17 protein-coding genes are annotated in these 14,968 nt (G+C 68.0%); all 17 read left to right on the forward strand.

The annotated features are described in order from the left end of the window. Positions 1-21: 21 nt before the first annotated feature. A complete protein-coding gene (locus ASC65_RS07800; RefSeq protein ID WP_056451351.1) occupies positions 22-504 on the forward strand; it encodes a GNAT family N-acetyltransferase in 483 nt (160 codons plus the stop codon). A gap of 40 nt (positions 505-544) precedes the next feature. Further along, a complete protein-coding gene (locus ASC65_RS07805; RefSeq protein WP_056451353.1) occupies positions 545-1,108 on the forward strand; it encodes a DUF1285 domain-containing protein in 564 nt (187 codons plus the stop codon). Further along, entirely contained in the window at positions 1,105-1,767 is a 663-nt protein-coding gene (locus ASC65_RS07810) for a CoA pyrophosphatase (RefSeq protein WP_056451355.1), read from the forward strand. The genes ASC65_RS07805 and ASC65_RS07810 overlap by 4 nt, the downstream gene beginning before the upstream one ends. Continuing rightward, positions 1,767-2,978: a CCA tRNA nucleotidyltransferase gene (locus tag ASC65_RS07815; RefSeq protein WP_156459587.1), complete on the forward strand. Its 1,212-nt coding sequence runs from the start codon at positions 1,767-1,769 to the stop codon at positions 2,976-2,978. Before ASC65_RS07810 ends, ASC65_RS07815 begins: the two co-directional genes overlap by 1 nt. 71 nt (positions 2,979-3,049) lie before the next feature. After that, positions 3,050-3,529, forward strand: coding sequence for a DUF4112 domain-containing protein (locus tag ASC65_RS07820; RefSeq protein ID WP_056451356.1), 480 nt, complete (start codon positions 3,050-3,052; stop codon positions 3,527-3,529). A 155-nt stretch (positions 3,530-3,684) separates the two neighbouring features. After that, positions 3,685-5,160, forward strand: a complete 1,476-nt coding sequence (locus ASC65_RS17720) for a DUF2793 domain-containing protein (protein WP_082525926.1) — start codon at positions 3,685-3,687, stop codon at positions 5,158-5,160. Between the two features lie 151 nt (positions 5,161-5,311). After that, the gene (locus tag ASC65_RS07830) at positions 5,312-5,572 is read left to right on the forward strand and encodes a hypothetical protein (protein WP_235561432.1); all 261 of its coding nucleotides are present in this window, start codon (positions 5,312-5,314) and stop codon (positions 5,570-5,572) included. Beyond that, positions 5,572-5,955 (forward strand): M15 family metallopeptidase, encoded by a 384-nt coding sequence (locus tag ASC65_RS07835; RefSeq protein WP_056451360.1) that lies wholly within the window; start codon positions 5,572-5,574, stop codon positions 5,953-5,955. Before ASC65_RS07830 ends, ASC65_RS07835 begins: the two co-directional genes overlap by 1 nt. Positions 5,956-6,177: 222 nt before the next feature. Continuing rightward, positions 6,178-7,011: a flagellin gene (locus ASC65_RS07840; protein WP_056451362.1), complete on the forward strand. Its 834-nt coding sequence runs from the start codon at positions 6,178-6,180 to the stop codon at positions 7,009-7,011. Positions 7,012-7,097: 86 nt separating this feature from the next. Beyond that, positions 7,098-7,385 (forward strand): flagellar protein FlaG, encoded by a 288-nt coding sequence (locus tag ASC65_RS07845; protein ID WP_056451364.1) that lies wholly within the window; start codon positions 7,098-7,100, stop codon positions 7,383-7,385. Between the two features lie 129 nt (positions 7,386-7,514). Next, positions 7,515-8,351, forward strand: a complete 837-nt coding sequence (locus tag ASC65_RS07850) for a flagellin (protein WP_056451366.1) — start codon at positions 7,515-7,517, stop codon at positions 8,349-8,351. Between the two features lie 248 nt (positions 8,352-8,599). Further along, positions 8,600-11,323 (forward strand): hypothetical protein, encoded by a 2,724-nt coding sequence (locus ASC65_RS07855; RefSeq protein WP_056451368.1) that lies wholly within the window; start codon positions 8,600-8,602, stop codon positions 11,321-11,323. A 76-nt stretch (positions 11,324-11,399) separates the two neighbouring features. Further along, positions 11,400-12,062 (forward strand): hypothetical protein, encoded by a 663-nt coding sequence (locus ASC65_RS07860; protein ID WP_056451370.1) that lies wholly within the window; start codon positions 11,400-11,402, stop codon positions 12,060-12,062. After that, positions 12,062-12,517, forward strand: coding sequence for a hypothetical protein (locus ASC65_RS07865; protein WP_056451372.1), 456 nt, complete (start codon positions 12,062-12,064; stop codon positions 12,515-12,517). The genes ASC65_RS07860 and ASC65_RS07865 overlap by 1 nt, the downstream gene beginning before the upstream one ends. 114 nt (positions 12,518-12,631) lie before the next feature. Continuing rightward, positions 12,632-13,108, forward strand: coding sequence for a single-stranded DNA-binding protein (gene ssb, locus ASC65_RS07870; RefSeq protein WP_056451374.1), 477 nt, complete (start codon positions 12,632-12,634; stop codon positions 13,106-13,108). A gap of 16 nt (positions 13,109-13,124) precedes the next feature. Further along, complete coding sequence (locus ASC65_RS07875) at positions 13,125-14,435, forward strand: SDR family oxidoreductase (RefSeq protein WP_056451376.1); 1,311 nt, start codon at positions 13,125-13,127, stop codon at positions 14,433-14,435. Beyond that, on the forward strand, positions 14,432-14,899 hold the full coding sequence (locus tag ASC65_RS07880) for a DUF2269 family protein (RefSeq protein WP_056451462.1): 468 nt from the start codon (positions 14,432-14,434) through the stop codon (positions 14,897-14,899). The genes ASC65_RS07875 and ASC65_RS07880 overlap by 4 nt, the downstream gene beginning before the upstream one ends. The last annotated feature ends 69 nt before the right edge of the window (positions 14,900-14,968 follow it).

Raw genomic sequence — 14,968 nt, forward strand, 5'->3', positions numbered from 1 at the left:
GGGGCTTAGGTCCCCGCGCCCATGACTCATTCCGCCGCCCTGTCCGAAGCCCCCGCTTGGCGCATTGAGCGCGAGACGCCTTCCGACCGCGAGGCCGTCGAGGCCCTCGTGCTGTCGGCGTTCGGCCCGGGCCGCTTCGCCAAGACGGCGGAGCGACTGCGCGAGACCGCCGGCGTCGCCGCGGGCTTCGTCATTCGCCGGGGCGACGCCGTGATCGGCTCTGTCCGGCTGTGGGATATCTGTGTGGGCGATCAGTCCGCCGTCTTTCTGGGCCCGATCGCCGTGGAGGCCTCGCTGCGCAGCGGCGGAATGGGCGCCGCCCTGGTCCAGGCCTGCCTTGAGCAGGCGGGCGAGGCCGGAATCCTGCTGGTCGGCGAGCCGCCATACTTTTCGCGGTTCGGTTTCATGCCAGCGCCCTTGGCGCGTTTGCCGGGGCCGGTGGACCAACGCAGGGTCATGTGGCGTGGGCCCGGCGAACCCTCCGGGCCGGTAACCGCTGCATAGAATCGGTTGCGGCCCGGCGTCCGACGCCTAGGTTTGAGGCATGACCCGCGCAGGCGCACCCTCTGGAACCCTGGCCGCCGTCGCCGAGGCGGCGAAGCAGACCGAGCGCGGCCTGCCGCCGGTGCATCTCTGGAATCCGCCGAGCTGCGGCGCGATCGATATCCGCATCCGTCCCGACGGTGTCTGGCTGCATGAGGGTTCGCCAATCCGTCGACCGGAGCTGGTCCGCCTGTTCTCAACGGTCCTCAGAAAGGATCCCGACGGCTACTATCTTGTCACGCCGGTGGAGAAGCTGCTGATCCAGGTCGACGACCTGCCGTTCCGTGCGGTCGCGGTGGAGACGGTCGGCAATGGCCTCAGGTTTACGACGGACACGGGCGACACTGTCGAGGCGGGGTCTGACAATCCCTTGGTCGTGGAAACAGACAGCGAAAGCGAAGAACCTTCGCCGCGGGTGCGCGTGCGTGGTGACCTGTGGGCCCGCATCGCCCGACCCGTCTTTTACGAATTGGTGGACATGGCCTCCCTCGAAGATGGACGGCTCGTCGTTCGGTCCGGTGGCGAAACCTTCGAGCTCGGTCGGGCCGGGGCCGGCTCCTCATGAACCTCATTACCTTGCGTCATACGCTCAAAGAACGCCTGACCCCGAGCGACCAGTGGACGCCCGACCTGATGGCGCCGGGCTCCGACTTTGATCTGAACCCGGACGTCCGGCGTTCGTCCCAGCCCTTGCGGCCGGCCGCAGTACTCATTCCCATCATCGCCCGACCGGAGGGCGCGACGGTCCTGATGACCCGGCGCTCCGACAGCCTGGCCAGCCACACCGGTCAGATCGCCTTCCCCGGCGGCCGCCTCGATCCGGGAGAGACGGCCGTCCAGGCCGCCCTTCGGGAGGCGTTCGAAGAGGTGGCGCTGGACCCGTCCAAGGTTGAACCGCTCGGATTCAGCGACCCCTACGAGACCGTCACCGGGTTTCTCGTCACCCCGGTCGTCGCCTGGCTCGCGCAGCCGCCCGTGACCACGCCGGCGCCGGAGGAGGTAGCCGAAGTCTTCGAAGCGCCCTGGGATTTCCTCATGGATCCCGCCAACCATCAGCGCGATTTCTATGAGCGGGACGGCCAGCCGCCGCGGTGGTTCTGGGCCATGCCGTGGGCCGATCGCTACATATGGGGCGCTACCGCTGGAATCCTGCGCGCGCTGCGTGTCCGCCTCTACGGCGACGAGGGTCAATCGCGGCAGCCGGCGAGGGGGGATGCGGCGTGATGATGCTGAGGGATCAGCCGTGGCTGCGGGCCTCCAACACCCGCGCCGTGATCGCGGTCCTCGAAGCCGCGGGCGGCTCGGGCTGCGCGCGCTTCGTCGGTGGCTGTGTGCGCAATGCGCTGATGGGGCGACCGATACAGGACGTCGATATCGCGACAGTCTTGCTGCCTGAAGAAACTGAGCGGGCCCTGAAGGCCGGCGGCTTGAAATCCGTTCCTACCGGTATCGCCCACGGTACAGTCACCGCCGTAGCTGAAGGCGTCCCCTTCGAAATTACGACGCTCCGTCGCGACGTGACGACCGATGGCCGCAACGCCACCGTCGCCTTCACGGACGATTGGTCTGAGGACGCGGCGCGGCGCGACTTCCGTCTGAACGCCCTCTACGCCGACGGCGATGGCCGGGTGTTCGACCCGACGGGCGCCGGGATCGCTGACGCCGAAGCAGGGCGCATCGTCTTCGTGGGCGACCCCGCGACGCGCATTCGGGAGGACTACCTCCGAATCCTGCGCTTTTTCCGCTTCTTCGCCTGGTACGGACGGACCGAGATCGATCAAGACGGTCTGGCGGCGTGCGGGGATCTGGCACCGGGCATGACGCGCCTGTCTGCCGAGCGGGTGTCGAGCGAATTGCTGAAGCTTCTCGGGGCGCCGGATCCGACGCCGGCGCTTCGCGCCATGGCGGAAGCCGGCGTGTTGTCCCAGGTCTTGCCCGACGCGAAACTGACCGACGTCTTCGAGCACTTGGTCAGCCTTTCCGATGATCCCGCCCTCCGACTCCTGGCGCTGTTGCCGACCGAAGAGGCCGGCCTTCGCCGCGTGTCGGCGAGCCTCAGGCTTTCGAACGCCATGCGCGATCGCCTCTTGGCTGCGGCGCAGGCCACGGCCGCGGTGCGCCTGTCGATGAGCGAGAGAGACGCTCGTGTCATCCTGTACGGACTCGGCGAAAGGGCGGTGCAGGACGCGGTGCGGCTGGCGTGGGCGCAGTCGCCGAATGACGAAGGCCCTGCGCGTCGTTTGCTAGCGCTGGCCGGCCAATGGGTCAGGCCGAAGCTGCCGGTCGGGGGCAAGGACCTCGCTGAGCTGGGCGTCGCGCCCGGCCCCGAAGCCGGCCGATTGCTGAAGGCCTTCGAGGCGGAGTGGATCGCGCAGGATTTCCCGACTGCCGGGCATGCCGAACGCCTTGCCGCGATCGCCGCCGCTGCGACCTAGGGTCGGTCGACTTGACCTGACAGGTGAACGCCCCTCCTGATCGAGCGTTACGGTCTCGCTTGGAGGGCGGCATGGCCAAACGGACGATCGGCGACATCGAGAAAATCTGGGCCAACGTCGAGGGCGTCAAGAAGCTCTCCGACCGTGTCATCGGTATTGGACCCTTCGGCATCGGCATGGATGGCCTGCTGACCTGGGTGCCGATCGTCGGCACTGCCTACACGGTCGGGGCGGCAGGCTGGCTGCTGGTCCAGGCCGGGCGCGCCAAGGCTTCTCCCGGCGCCGTGGTCCGCATGCTGAGCTACCTCGGAATCGAAAGCCTCGTCACCGCCGTCGGGGAAGTGCCCTTTCTGGACTTCGTCCCCAGCGTCGCGGACGTCTTGTTCCCGGGGCACCTCCTGGCGGCACGTGCGCTGCAGCAAGATATTGAGTCCACTCACTGGGTTGAAGCGAGCGCGCGAGACGCCCGCACCTCAGGGGCGCATGAGCGGCACGTCGCGGAAATGCGGCGGAATCCCAAGCTGAAACGCGTGGTCTATCTACACGACTGACGGTGTTCCCACTGGTCGCGTCAAACGGGATCAAGGCGAGCATTCTCTCCGCATAACTGTCTGAAATGTAACTCCTGGCAGGCTCGGCGAGCGTCATAAACGCGCCGAGGTCTCGGGTGGCGTCAGGCTGTCTCCAGCGACAATGGAGACCTGAATTGAGTGAGCAACAGAGCGCCCGGCTGGGCCTGCCGTATCTTGCCGCCGGGCAGCTGCAGAAACACATCACTGTCAACGAGGCGCTGACGCGTCTCGACGCTTTCGTGCAAGCCCGGGTCGAAAGCCGGACGGTATACGTGCAGCCGGAGTCGCCGCCAGACGGCGTCATGCATCTCATACCGTCGGGGGCGTCCGGCGATGCGTGGGCGGACTTTCCTGCCGGTTCTCTCGCACGGGCCGAGTTCGGCGCGTGGAGCGTGATTGAGCCTCCGCCTGGAATGGTTGTTTTTGTCGCCGACAGCGCCGAGCTGTTGGTGCGAAGCAGCGAAGGCTGGGCTTCGGTCGGTGATTGCCTGCACTCGCTTCAGGGGATCGATAGCTTCGGGCTCGGCCTCACCGGCGCCGCCCAGCCGTTCGCCGCCTGTCTCAACAGCGCGCTGTGGACGGCGCGGAGCGTCAGCGCCGATGGGAGCGGCGATCTGCAGATCATCCTGAACAAGGAGGCGGCCTCGAATCGGCTCGGTGTTCTGTTTCAGGCCGCGAACGCGGGACGGGCTGAACTCGCCTTGGTCGGGGACAATACCCTCCAGCTAAAAGTCAGCGACGACGGTGTGACCTGGCGGTCGGCTTGGTCGGTGGACTGCGCAACTGGTGGCATGGCCTTCGATCGCGGCGCCCATCGACGCGTCGTGACTACTATGGCCGCCAGCGGGAGCTATTCGCCGCCGGCTTGGGCGAGGACGATCGAAGTCGTGGCGGTGGGCGGCGGCGGAGGCGGCGGCGCGGGTTTCTATGGCGCATCGGGAAGTCGTTTCGGAGGCGGGGGCGGCGGCGCGGGCGGAGTCGCTAGAGCTGTCTGGAACGCGAGTGAGCTCACGGCGGGATTGTCTATCGCCGTCGGAACCGCTGGTTCCGGAGGTGCCGGGAATCCCGGAGGCGCGGGCGGTGGGTCGGCCGTTTACTCTGCGGGCATCGCCATCCTTATTTCTCCAGGCGGCGGAGGTGGCGGCCTGGGGAGCGCGACGGGTGGAGCGGCGGGCGCCGGAGGCGCCGGCGTACCGAATTCCAATGGGGGAGGCGCGTCCAGCGTGACCGCCGGCGGGGCTGCGGGGAAAGGATTTGACCGGCCCGATGCGCCGGGAGGCGGCGGCGCTGGTGGCGGCCTGGACGCGAGTTCGGTCGCGCGCAACGGAGGCGCGGGCGGCGACGGCGGAGCCTTGGCGGTCAAGGCGACGGGCGGGGCGTCCGGCGTGGGGGCCAACGGCGGATCCGGATCCGCCGCCCCTCAACCCAACCTGCATTGGGCCGGCGGCGGCGGCGGCGGCGGGGCCGCAAACGCAGCTGGCAGCGGCTTTGATGGGGCATCGGGCGGCGGCGCTGGCGGCGGCGGCGGAGGCGGAGGCGCCGGTCTGACCGGCGGCGGCGCAGGCGGGCCCGGCGCGCCCGGCGTCGTCTGGATCATCGCGGCGGGATGAGGGCCATGGCTGACGTGTCGAGAAACGCGGACGTGGCTATTCCCGAAGAGGATCTCTGGGAAGGGCCCTGGCGGATCAGTGAGGAGGAGCTTCGGCTGCACGCCGGCGAGGGACGGTCCGAATGGCGAAGTCGGTCGCAGGAGAAGGAGGAATGAGCATGGAACAGGGACGGGGGGCGAGTCTGCCCGAAGGACTCTGGCTCTGGCGTCGCCTCTACGTGTTCGCCAGCAGTGGAGGGGCCTGGCTGCTTCTGGAAAGGATCGTCAAGCGACTGCCGGACGAGGCCGTGGCGCCCCTGGCCCAAGGGCTGATGAGCCTTCTTGCCCTGACGATGGTGCTCTACCTCGTCGCGCCGACGGCTCAACAACTCGGAACCAGCTTAAGCCAGTTCTTCGGACGGGAGGGACGCTGATGGGATTTCGTCTGTCGCAGCGGTCGCTACGGAATCTCGAAGGCGTACATCCCCAGCTCGTTGCACTGGTTCGCGAGGCCCTCGCCCTGTCGCCTGTGGACTTCCTGATTACCGAAGGGTTGCGGACGCCGGAGCGCCAGGCCGCGCTTGTGCGGGCGGGGGCCAGTCGTACGCTGAACTCCCGGCACCTCACCGGCCACGCAGTGGACGTGGCGGCGTTCGTCGATGGGAGAGTGCGCTGGGATTGGCCGCTCTATCCGCGCATCGCCCGGGCGTTCAAGGCCGCAGCCGAGCGACAGGGCACGGCGATCGTCTGGGGCGGCGATTGGTCCAGACTGCGGGACGGACCGCATTTCGAGCTGGATCGGTCCGTCTTTCCCTGAACACGGCAAACAATGCCGGGCGCCCGGCAGGAATTGCCGCCCAGGCGGCGACATCTGCCGGGCGCCTGACGTGCTTAACAGGAACTAACGTAGAAAAATCAACGGAAATGTCTTTGGCATACCGTTGTCGGCCGTGGTCCTGTCCTTGCTGCGAGGGGAGCGAGCAAAATGCTCCCGGCAGCCAAAATGGCGTCGGACACCTTGAAAGAAGGACTACGTGCCATGGCGCTGAACAGCGTTAACACGAATGCGGGCGCGATGATCGCCCTCCAGAACCTGTCGGTTACCAACTCGGAACTGCAGACGGTTCAAAACCGCATCAACACCGGCAAGGCTGTTTCGTCCGCCAAGGACAACGGCGCCATCTTCGCCATCGCCCAGGGCCAGCGCGCCGAACTGGGTGCGATGAACGCGGTCAAGGACAGCCTGAACCGTGGCCAGTCGGCCGTGGACGTCGCCCTTTCGGCCGGCGAGTCGGTCTCCGACCTGCTCAGCCAGATGAAGGAAAAGGCGCTCGCCGCCACTGACAAGAGCCTGACCACCTCGGCTCGCTCCGCTCTGAACGAAGACTTCAAGGCCATCCGCGACCAGATCGCGACCGTGGTTACGAACGCCAAGTTCAACGGCGTGAACCTGCTGGACAACTCGACCGGCACCAACGGCTACAAGGCCCTGGCCAACACCTCGGGCACGACCATCAAGGTGGCGGGTGAAAACCTGTCGCTGGGTGGCGCCAACGTGACCGTCGCGGCCACCACCACCATCGGCACCTCGACCCTGGCCACCACGGCCCTGGGTCTGGTCAACGCCTCGATCGACAAGGTCTCGGCCTCCCTGGCTCGCCTGGGCACCGGCTCCAAGTCGTTCGGCACGCACCTGACCTTCGTCGGCAAGCTGCAAGACACCATCGAGTCGGGTATCGGCAACATGGTGGACGCCGACCTGGCCAAGGAAAGCGCCCGACTGCAAGCGCTGCAAACCAAGCAACAGCTCGGCGTGCAGGCTCTGTCGATCGCCAACTCCTCGACCTCCATGCTGCTCGGCCTGTTCCGCTAAGGAACGCCTGGAAGGGCGGAGCCGAAAGGCTCCGCCCGACCGAGCCTGGCCTCTCATAGGGACGCCGTTTTGCGGCGTAAGGAGAGATGCAAAACAACGCCAAAGTCATTCCGATCGGCCCCGTCGCCGTTCAGCCCGCCGCCGCGTCGACCGCGAGCGGCGATTTCCACGACTCCCGGTTCTCGCAGGAGGCCGAGCAGGCCGCTCGCTATCGTCTCGTGATCGAGGAAGGGCCTCATGCGGGATCGTTCATCTACAAGACGCTCGATCGGATAACCGGCGAGGTCGTCAAGCAGCTGCCGCGAGAACAGGTCATCGACCTGATGCAAGCCGCTCAGTACAGCGCCGGCTCGGTGATCGACACCAAGGCCTGACGCAACAGCGTGTTCAAGCGTAAGCCGCGCAGGAGGGATCCGCGCGGATTTGGCGCATGTCTTATGTCGTTAACCATACATGCACGGTTCGGCCCCTAGGTTCGCCCAAACCTTGAAGGGCTGAGTCGGATGACGAATAGCGTCCACACCAACAATTCCGCCGCGATCGCGCTGCAAAACCTGACGCGCACCAACGACCGTCTGGGCGACGTCCAGGGCCGGATCTCGACCGGCCTGAAGGTGCAGGGCGCCAAGGACAATGCGGCCATCTGGGCGATCGCCCAGAAGCAGCGCGCCGACGTGGGGGCCCTCAGCGCCGTCAAGCAGAGCCTGGATCGTGCGACCTCGATCGCCGATGTCGCCCTGTCGACCGGCGAATCGGTTTCCGACCTGCTGAACCAGCTCAAGGAAAAGGTCGTCGCGGCCAAGGACACGTCGCTGGGCACCCAGTCGCGCCAGCTCCTGAACGCCGACTTCCAGGCCCTGCTGAAGGCGATCTCCTCGGCGGTTCAGAACGCCACCTTCGATGGCGGCAACATCCTGAACGGCTCGCTGACCTCAGGGATCAAATTCCTCGCCAACGCCGACGCCTCGCAGTTCGTGACCCTATCGGCCAAGAACCTGACCCTCGGTGGCGCCATCGTGAGCGTGTCGACCGCCGACAGCCTGCTGACTGTGACTGGCGCGACCCAGGCGCTGAGCCGGCTCGACAGCTCGATCGGTCGACTGAACGCCTCGCTCGGCGAGATCGGCGCCCAAGCCAAGCAGATCGAAGCTCACAACACGTTCGTCACCAAGCTGGTGGACACGCTGGAATCGGGGATCGGCAACTTGGTCGACGCCGACCTGGCGAAGGAAAGCGCGCGCCTGCAGGCCCTGCAGGTTCAGCAGCAACTTGGCGCGCAGTCGCTGTCTATCGCCAACCAGGCGCCGCAGATCATCCTGTCGCTGTTCCGCGGCGGCTAAGCCCTCTAGGGACGCCCGATAATCACGGGCGAAGGCCGCCTCCGAACGCCGCGGTCGCCGAGACCGTATAGCGCCAGGAACGACCGGAGAGCTTGGACGAAGGCAGTCATGACGCACGTCTCCTGCTTCAGCGGCGAGCGCTCAACCCTCACCGCAAGCCATTGTTCCGTGAGTCGCGTTCGGAGTCCCGGCGCGGCTGTTAAGGGTTGGTTACGTCCGATCGGCGACACTGACGGCGGGAGCGCCGTGTGATCAGCAACAGCTACCTTCTTGGTCTCTATGGGGTGTCGACGTCGACGACGTTGGACACCACGACGACGGCTGCCCTCGCGCAGGCCGCGAAGAAGCAGCCGACGCCGCCCTGGTCGACGAGCGTCGTCGCGCCCAAGCAGGACGCGCTCGTTCGCGCCGCCATGGGCGGGCGCAGCTTCATCAATGAATCCGCCGCCCAACTCGATCTGAAGAATGCGTCGGCGGATTACCGCAAGCTTTTCGCTCTCTATCAGGGCCTCGACACCCTGAACGCCCTGGCCAACCGGGCGGCCACCAAAGGTGTGAGCGCGCTCGAACTGACCCAGCTCAACAAGCGATTCGCCGCGGGACTGGGGGAGGTCGGCTCCTGGCTTTCGTCGGCCGACTTCGATGGCGTTCGGCTGGCGCAGGGCACGGCCGTGTCCACCAGCAAGACCAGCGCGGCCGTTCCTCGCGACAGCGCCGTTTCCATCACCGCGCCGGTTCACGAGGGCTCGCCCGATGCCGTCAGCCCGGCGTTCAGCGGGGCCGTGGCGTTCGACATCACTGTGCGGCGGACGACGGGCACGACGACCGTGTCGATCGATCTGTCCGAGATGGGCGGAACGTCGCGGACGCTGACCAACGTGCTGGATCACATCAACGGCAATCTGAAGGACGCGGGGGTCGAGACCCGCATCGGGCGCGAACTGGTCAAGGCGGAGCCGAAGACGATGACCGTCGGCGGCAAGACCGTCACCCTGCCGGCCGGGCCGGACCAATGGGCCCTTGCAATCCGCGGCGTGTCGACTGAGACCGTCGGCTTCGCCGCCTCGGCCAAGAGTGATGCGGTCTATGTGGTGCAGGCTGCCGGCACGGCGGGCGGGCACCAGGTGTTGAAATTCCAGTCTGACGGCGGCGCGGCCCCGGCGGCGATCGCCCGCGCCGGCGAGACCCAGTGGGTCGACGGCCGGGCCGGCCAATCGACACTGCCACCGGGCGTCGAGACGGTGCGGGCCAGCGCGACCGGCCCGGACGGGTCGTTGTGGTTGGTCGCTGACGTCGATGCGGGCGCCGCCAACCAGCCGATCAAGGGTCAGCGCGACGTAGCCCTGATCCGCCTCGATTCGAGCGGGCGCGTGATCTCAACCAAGGCGCTGGGCGCGGCCTCGACGGCGAGCGGCTATGCGATCGCCGTCGATGCAGATGGCCGCGTCGCCGTGGCCGGTTCGGTGACCGGCGCGCTTGAGCCCGGAAAGACCGGGGATGTGGCGACCTCGGCGGACAGCTTTGTCACGGTGTTCGACGCCGAGGGGCAGGAGCTCTGGACCCAGCGTCGCGGCGCTCGCGCCGCCGACGAGGCCACGGCCGTCAGCTTCGGCCCGAACGGGACCGTCTACGTCGCCGGTCGCGCGCAGAGCGCCATCCCCGGCGCCGGGGCGATGGGCGGCTGGGACGGCTACGTCCAGGCCTTCAGCGAAAGTCAGGCGCACAAGTACGCCCCGTTGGTCGCGACCAGTGCAGGAGTCTCCCAGTTCGGCACGAGCTCGGAAGACGGCGTCGGCGCCATCGCGGTCGACGGAAACAATCTCTACTCGGCTGGGGTCGAGGCGGGCCGCCTGGTGGTCCGGCAGTTCACCCTCGACGCAGCGGGCAAGCCGACGCTGGCCGCGACGCGGGACCTGGGCGAGGCGAGCGGCGAGGTCGCCGGCCTGTCGGTCTCCGGCGGGAAGGTGATTCTCACGGGAACGACTCGGAACGACTCGCTCGACATCGATACCGTCAACACGGCCCACCATGGCGGCAAGGACGCCTTCGTGGCCGTCCTGGAAGGCGACCTGGCCGCCTCCGCCAATGAGCGCCTGACTTACATCGGCGGCGTCGGCGACGACGGGGCGGCGGACGTGAAGGTCGTCGACGGCAAGGTCTGGGTGACCGGCGTCGCGGATCGCCCGGTCGGGGCCAAGGACACTGACCCGACGAACGCCTACCTCGCGCGCCTCGACCCGGCGACGGGGGCCGTCGAATGGCGGCGCGACTGGCAGGGCGATGGCCAGAAGGCCGCGCCGCTGACGCTGGCCGTGGCTTCGGGCGGGAGCAGCGTGCTCGACCGCCTGGGCCTGCCGCAGGGCGAGATCGACCAGCAGCACTCGAAGACGCTGACCGCGGCGACCTCGCTGCGAGCCGGTGATCGGTTCTACATCTCGCCGGCCGACGGAGGCCGGCCGATCGCGGTGACGATCGACGCGCGCGATACGCTCCAGACTCTGGCGCGCAAGATCGAGCAGGCGTCGAACCGCAAGCTGAAGGTCACCATCGCCTCCGAATCGGCCACGGCCCAGAAGGGCGGGCAGGCGGCGCAGTCGCTGCTTGCGGGGGTCCAGCGGCTTTCGATCACGGCCCGGGACGGCGTTCACGGGGCCATCCTCACTGCAGGCGAGCCCGGCCGCGACGCGCTGGCCGGCCTGGGGCTGTCTCAAGGATATATCGGCCCCACGACGGGCGATGACACCGTGAAGACCTTTGGACTGGACCTGCCGCGGACGCTCAACCTCAACGACGCCGCGTCCATCAAGGCCGCCGGCGAGCGTCTGCAGGCGGCCATGAAGGCGGTCCGAGACGCCTATCGCGCCCTGGACCCGAAGACGGCCGCGACGGCCGCCGCCAGCGGGCCCGTTCCTGCGTATCTGACGAGTCAGCTGGCCAATTATCAGGCGGCGCTCTCGCGTCTTGGCGGATAGCGCGATTAGCCACGAAGTTCGTTGACGGCGCAGGCCCGAGCGGGGTTATTGGGTCTTCCACCGACGCGAGCCCTGCATGCCCAAGGACAATCGGATCCTCATCGCTATCGGCGCCGCTGTCGCCGTATTGGCGGCCGTTGCGATCGGCCTGATCTTCTCCGGGGGCAAGAAGAGCGCCGAGCCGCCGCCCGCCGCTCAAGGCGGCCTTACGGTCGACGTTGCGGATGCGCCTGAGCTGAACACGACCCGCGAGCTGCGCTGCTATGTGGATGGGCAGTTCGTGGGCATGGCGACGCTGGTTGACTGCGCCCGCCGCAACGGCCTGGCGACGGACGCCCTGGATGTCGGCGTCGACGAAACCGGCGCGCTTGTGGCAGCCCCGACCGCCTCGTTCGCCCCGCCGCCGAGCGCCCCGGGGGACCTGGCTGAAGCGGAAGCCCCTGCGGCGACCGAGGCGCCTGACGTCGCCGCGCCGGAGCCGACCACGGCGGCCGCGGCGCAATGCCTGCGCCACACCGGTTCCGACTGGCGTTCGCTGTCGTCGAGCATGAGCCTGAACGCCTGCGTCCAGGCCCTGTACGCCGGCACTTGCGTCACCCCGGGCGACGCCCTGTACGGCCGCTGGGGCAACACGACCTTGCGTCTCGTGCCCCGCCGGGTCGAGCAGTCGCAGGACAACAACCGCTTCCGCACGCTCGTCGAGCAGGATCGCAGCTGCCAGTTCCCGGATCTCCGCTGATGAAACGCGCACTTCTCCTCTCGTTCGTGGGTATCGGCCTGGCCGGCCTGGCCGCCTGTGACAAGGCCGACAAGGCGCCCTTCGATCCGGGCGTCTGCTTCGGTGTCGAACGCGGCGAGAACGGCGGACCGCCGGTGTTCAACAAGCTGGCCGAGAACCAGCCGCAGATCGAACACTGCGCCGCGCGACTGGAAGAGATGCGCCTGCGCTTCCTGCGCCAGGGCGGCACCCGCCAGGAGGTGACCGGGGCCTATCAGGGCCAGTTCATCTTCATCGATCGCGAGGGCGTGTGGATTGGCAAGTCGCTCGACGGCTCGCGATTCATCCTGCTGGCCCGAACGGGCGACGGTCGCCTGGCGGTGCCCGGCGCGATCACACGAGACGAATCGGGGCGTCCCGTGGGAGTGGCCGCGCCCGTCGAGCCGGCGAACACGGCGCCCGCCGCGGGTCAGTAGCGAACAAAACTGGAACATCGGTGCGCGATCCGCTAGGTTGCGGCCAAACCATTCCCGGCGAGGGCGCGCCTGACGCGCTTCGAGCCACAACAACAAGAACAAGGACACCCGGCGATGGCGGGCAGCGTCAACAAGGTCATTCTGGTCGGAAACCTGGGCAAGGACCCGGAAATCCGCACCCTCAACTCGGGCGAGCGCGTCGCCAACCTGTCCCTGGCGACCTCGGAGCAGTGGCGCGACAAGGCCACCGGCGAGCGCAAGGAAAAGACCGAGTGGCACCGTGTGGTGATCTTCAACGAGAACATCGTGAAGGTCGCTGAGAACTATCTGAAGAAGGGCTCGACCGTTTACATCGAGGGCTCGCTGCAGACCCGCAAATACGAGCAGAACGGCGTCGAGAAATACTCCACCGAGATCGTGCTGCAGAAGTTCCGCGGCGAACTGACCATGCTGGGCGGCCGTGACGGCGGCGGCGCCTCCTCGCCGCGTGGCGGCGACGACGACTACTCCTCGGGCTTCTCCACCGGCGGCGCCAACAAGCCGAGCGGGCCGAAGGAAAGCTACGACCTGAACGACGACATTCCGTTCTAATCGACGAGGCGGGCCTATGTCGTCCGCACGCCGCGTCCTCGTTCTGGGGGCGAACGGCTTTATCGGATCCCATGCCGCGGCCGCCCTGGCGGAAGCGGGATGGGAGGTCCGAGCCGGCGCGCGCGACCCCGGCGGCGCGGCCCTGCGCGCACCTGCGCATGAGTGGGTGGACGCGGACTTCCAACGCCTGGTCCGCGCCGAGGACTGGTCGGCGCTGTTGAGCGGGGTCGACGCAGTGGTCAACTGTGTAGGCGTCCTGCAGGATGGCGGCGGCGACAGCACCGAGATCGCCCACGTCGCTGGCCCCCGCGCCTTGATCGCCGCTTGTGAAGCGCAAGGCGTGAAGCGGCTCGTGCATCTGTCGGCGGTCGGCGCCGAGGAGGCGGCCGGCACGCACTACGCCCGCACCAAGCAACAGACAGAACTGGCCCTCGAGGCGAGCGCGCTGGATTGGCTGGTCCTGCGGCCCTCGCTGGTCGTGGCGCGGTCGGTGTTCGGCGGGACCGGGCTGATCCGGGCCATGGCGGCCTTCCCGCTGGCGATGCCGGTGATCGGCGGGGGGCAGCGCTTCCGTCCGGTGGCGATGGAGGATCTGTGCGCGGCGATCGTGGCGGGGCTGGAGGCCGGGGCGCCGTCGCGTGAGCGGTTCGATGTCGCCGGGCCCGAAAGCCTGAGCCAGGATGAACTGCTGCGGCTCTATCGCGGCTGGCTCGGCCTCAAGCCCGCGCCGATCCTGCGTATCCCTGCATTCCTGGCCGCCCCGGTGCTGGCGCTCGGCGACCTTGCGGGCCGCCTCGGCTGGCCGTCGCCCCTGCGGACGACGGCGCTGCGGCAGATGAACCACGACGTCGAGGGGGACCCTGATATCTGGGTCGAAAGGCTCGGCGTGCGGCCGCAGACGCTGGCCCGGCATCTGTCGCGCCATCCCGCCTCCGTCCAAGACGTCTGGCACGCGCGCCTGTGGTTTGTGCGGCCGATCGCCATCGTGGCGCTGAGCCTGTTCTGGACCCTGAGCGGCCTGATCACCTTCGGCGCCGGCTGGGAGCGGTCGCTGGCGGTCCTCGCCGAAGGCGGCCTGCACGGGCGTGCCGGCGTGCTGGTCGCAGGTGGCGGCGCCGTGGTGGACATCGCCCTGGGCATGGCGCTGCTGGTCCGGCCGTGGACGGCCCGGGCGGCGATGGGGATGATCACCGTCACGCTGACCTATCTCTTGGCCGGGACGGTGCTGCTGCCGCACTACTGGCTCGATCCGCTCGGGCCCTGGCTGAAGGTCGTGCCGGGCATGGCGCTGTGCCTGTTCGTGGCGGCGACGGGGGCGCGGCGATGATCGATGCGGTGGTGAAGCTGGCCCATGTTCTGTCGGGCGCCGTGCTGTTCGGCACCGGGCTGGGCATCGCCTTCTTCATGGTCTGGGCGACACGGTCGCGGAGTGCTCGGACGGTGGCCGATGTCGGCCGCATCGTCGTGGTCGCTGACTTCCTGTTCACCGCCACCGCCGTCGTGGTGCAGCCGCTGTCCGGCCTGTGGCTGATCCATGCGCAGGGCTGGAGCCTGACCGAGCCCTGGCTGCTGGCGACCTACGTTCTCTACGGCTTTACCGGCCTTTGCTGGCTGCCCGTGGTGTGGATCCAGATGCGCATGGCGCGCCTGGCCGAGGCCGCGTCCGAAGCGGGCGAAGACCTCCCGCCCGGCTATGATCGGCTGTACTGGATCTGGTTCGCCCTCGGCTGGCCAGCCTTCGCGGCGGTGATCGGCATCTACATCCTGATGCTGTTCAAGCCGGCCCTCTGAGCCACATTTGGAAATGCAAAGTGTCGCCTGTCGGCTCGCCCCGGCACGCCGCACGAGCTAAGCGGGGAG

The organism is Brevundimonas sp. Root1279 (genome assembly GCF_001425945.1).
Taxonomy (GTDB): Bacteria; Pseudomonadota; Alphaproteobacteria; order Caulobacterales; family Caulobacteraceae; genus Brevundimonas.